This window comes from Leifsonia sp. NPDC014704, assembly GCF_043083605.1.
GTDB lineage: Bacteria > Actinomycetota > Actinomycetes > Actinomycetales > Microbacteriaceae > Leifsonia.
The window spans coordinates 1-3,671 of sequence record NZ_JBIBYW010000006.1; the positions used below are offsets into that span (position 1 = coordinate 1).

2 protein-coding genes are annotated in these 3,671 nt (G+C 65.6%); one reads left to right on the forward strand and one right to left on the reverse strand.

Annotated features, from left to right (window positions below):
• The first annotated feature begins 368 nt into the window (after nt 1–368).
• On the forward strand, nt 369–3,029 hold the full coding sequence (locus tag ACF1AJ_RS20705) for an excinuclease ABC subunit UvrA (protein WP_301220692.1): 2,661 nt from the start codon (nt 369–371) through the stop codon (nt 3,027–3,029).
• A gap of 262 nt (nt 3,030–3,291) precedes the next feature.
• On the opposite strand, the gene ACF1AJ_RS20710 is transcribed toward ACF1AJ_RS20705, so the two are convergent.
• Nucleotides 3,292–3,671 (reverse strand): zinc-binding dehydrogenase (locus tag ACF1AJ_RS20710; protein WP_391508921.1); only part of this gene is annotated, 380 nt, incomplete at its 5' end.

Genomic DNA, 3,671 nt, shown 5'->3' on the forward strand with positions numbered 1-3,671 from the left:
GTAGTCCGCCAACGCACGAGACGATCGCGCCCCGCCGAGCCGTCGCCAGGTCGCGACGCAACGCCATGCTGCGTTGCCGAGCGGTGCGAGGCCTAGCGGCACACGGACAGGATGCCGGCCGCGAGCGCTCAGCCGGCGAGGGGTCCGTCGCAGAGGAGAGCGATGTCGATGTCGGGCAGAGCCGTGAGGCCAGCGCATCGCGCGACCACCAGAACCGAACAGCCCCTGACCTGCGTTTCCGCAGGTCAGGGGCTGTTCGCCGGAGCCGCCTGTCGGAATCGAACCGACGACCTAATCGGTGTGGAACCCTTTCCGCAAGCCGCAGGCCGCAGCCCGACGACCGTTCCGTATGTGGCTAACATTCGACCATGGTTGAATTCTCTGCGTTCGTGCCGCCGAAGCTCTCCGTGCAGCCCGACGTTCGCGTTCTCGGCGCCCGAGAACACAATCTGCAGGATGTCGACCTTACGGTGCCGCGCGATGCAACGGTCGTCTTCACCGGTGTGTCCGGATCGGGAAAGTCCTCGCTGGCGTTCGGGACGCTGTACGCCGAGTCGCAGCGACGCTATTTGGAATCGGTCGCACCGTACGCCCGCCGTCTGATCGATCAGGCGGGAGTGCCCGATGTCGACTCGATCACGGGGATGCCGCCTGCGGTCGCCCTGCAGCAGCAGCGCGGTGCCGGGAATGCCCGATCGACCGTGGGCAGCATCACCACGTTGTCGAGCTTGGTACGGATGCTGTACTCGAGAACCGGGGACTACCCGGACGGGCAGCCGATGTTGTATGCGGAGGACTTCTCCGCGAACACGGTCGAAGGGGCCTGTTCGGAATGCCACGGCATCGGACGCGTGTACGCGGTGAACGAGCAGCAGATGATCCCGGACCCCTCGCTCACCATCCGCGAACGCGCCATCGCTTCCTGGCCGACCGCGTGGCACGGCCATCAGCTGCGCGACGTGCTGGTTGCTCTCGGTTACGACGTCGATGTGCCGTGGCGGGACCTGCCGCAAGAAGACAGGGACTGGATCCTGTACACCGATGAGACCCCCTTCGTTCCGGTCCACTCCCGGCTTAGCCTCTCTGAGGCTAAAGCTGCGATCGAAGCAGGTGTGGAGCCGAGCTACTCGGGCACATTCGTCGGGGCTCGCCGGTACATTCTGGACACGTTCGCGAACACAAAGAGCGCCTCGATGAAGCGGCGCGTCGCGCAGTTCCTCACCGCTGCCATCTGCCCGGTCTGTCATGGCAAGCGGCTGAAGCCCGAGGCGCTGTCTGTCACGTTCGAAGGATTCGACATCGCCGAATTCTCCCAACTGCCGCTTCGGGAACTTGCCACGACGCTCTCCGATGTCCTAGCGCGCATGGAGGAGCAGGAGGCCGCTTCTTCTGAGGCGGTCTCTCCGCGAGCCGCATCGGAAGAGCGAATCGCTGCTGGCGGGTCCCCGCATTCCTCCGCGTCCGATGTGCGACCCACCGCGAGTCCCTCGCCAGAGAAGCGTGCCGCTGCGGTCCAGCTCGCCTCAGGGGTGCTGCAGCGGCTTCGTCCACTGGTCGATCTGGGGCTGGGCTACCTGTCATTGAGCCGGACGACCCCGACACTGTCGGGCGGCGAGCTACAGCGACTCCGGCTCGCGACGCAACTCAGCTCTGATCTTTTCGGGGTCGTCTACGTCCTCGACGAACCATCGGCGGGGCTGCACCCCCAGGACGTGGCGGCGCTCCTCAGGATCCTGGACGGACTCAAGGGGCGAGGGAACAGCCTGTTCATCGTCGAACACTCCGTGGCTGTGATGCGGCACGCGGACTGGCTGGTCGACATCGGCCCCGGCGCCGGTGAACACGGCGGCCGCGTGCTCTACAGCGGCCCGACCGACGGGCTCGCCGATATCAAGGAGTCCGTGACCCGCGGATACCTCTTCGGCAACAGTGGTCTCCCTCTTCGCACACCCCGTGAGGCACGCAGTTGGCTGCGTCTGGAGAACGTGACGCGTAACAACCTGCACGACATATCGGTCGATATCCCATTGGGGGTCTTCACCGCCGTTACGGGCGTGTCCGGGGCCGGCAAGTCGAGTCTGGTCAGTCAGGCGCTTCCCTCGCTGCTTGGCGATCGCCTTGGCCGGGCCGTCCCGGCGGATGACGAGCCGGTCAGCGACGAACTGCTCCTCGCGGATGCGCCGGAACGTCTCGATGGACGCGTCGCCGGGCCCGTCACCGGTGTACAGCGGCTGGTCGTCATCGACCAGCGGCCCATCGGCCGGACGCCGAGATCCAACGTCGCCACCTACACCGGGCTGTTCGACCATGTCCGCCGTCGATTTGCAGACACCCCGGAAGCTCGTTCCCGCGGGTACAAGCCTGGCCGATTCTCCTTCAATGTCGCCGGCGGGCGCTGCCCGACCTGCGAGGGCGAGGGATCGGTGATGGTCGAGCTCCTCTTCCTGCCTTCCGTGTACACCGAATGCCCCGACTGCCACGGCAGCCGATACAAGGCATCAACGCTCGAGGTCACGTGGAGGGGACGCACCATCGCAGACGTATTGTCGATGAGCGTCGAGGAAGCGAACCTCTTCTTCGTGGGCGATGAGGAGATCACGCGGTCGCTGACCGCTTTGTCGGATGTCGGACTCGATTACCTCCGGCTGGGTCAACCGGCGACCGAACTCTCCGGGGGTGAAGCGCAGCGTGTCAAGCTCGCGACCGAGTTGCAGCGTGCGCAGCGTGGAGACACGCTGTACGTACTGGACGAGCCGACCTCCGGGCTCCACTGCGCCGACACGGATCGTCTGGTCGCGCACCTGCAGACGCTGGTCGATGCAGGCAACACGGTCGTCGCCGCGGAGCTGGACATGCGCGTTATCGCGGTGGCCGATCACGTGATCGATCTTGGACCCGGCGCGGGCGACGCCGGCGGGACCGTGGTTGCAGCTGGCACGCCCGCCCACGTCGCGGATAGGGGCGTCGGTGCTTCCGCGGGCTACCTCGCCGCCGCACTGCAGGCAGCGACCAACGTGACCCCATCGTGACGACCGTGCCGCTGTGCGATATGAGAATCGGACAGCGGCACGCTCGACGAGGTCGTGGTCTCAGGCGGGGAGCTTAGAGGCCAGGACGTCCAACTTCTCGATCGTCGGCTCGCTGATTTTCTCGACAAGTTGAGCGATATAGTGCACGCCCGCGAGAATGATCAGTTCCGCTTGCGTCAGCGATTCCCGATCGTGGTGGCGCGGACGATGCCCCAGCCTGTTGTTCTCTCGTGGGAGGGGCATCGTCCTGGCCGTTGGGCGCTCAGCCGTTCGAGGAGGGTGCTCCCGGGACCAGCACGGCCCGACCGGGGATCTGACCGGTGGCGAGGTGTTCGAACACTTCGTTGATTTCCGAAAGTGGGTGTCGTTCAATCGCCGATACCAGGCGCCCAGAACGGGCTAGCGCGAGTACCTCCTCGAGTTCATTCCGGGTACCCCAGTTGCTCGTCATCATCACTGCTTCGGCGGCGAAGCGGAAGAACGAGAACGGGAAGCTGCCGCCCGCGAGCCCGACGAGCACAAAGATACCGAGCCGGTCCACCGCTCCAGCGCCAAGGGCCATGGTCGTGTCGATTCCGACAAAGTCAAGAACAGCCGCTACCCCGTCCTGGCCGGCGGCAGTGCGAATCTGTTCCGCGGCAT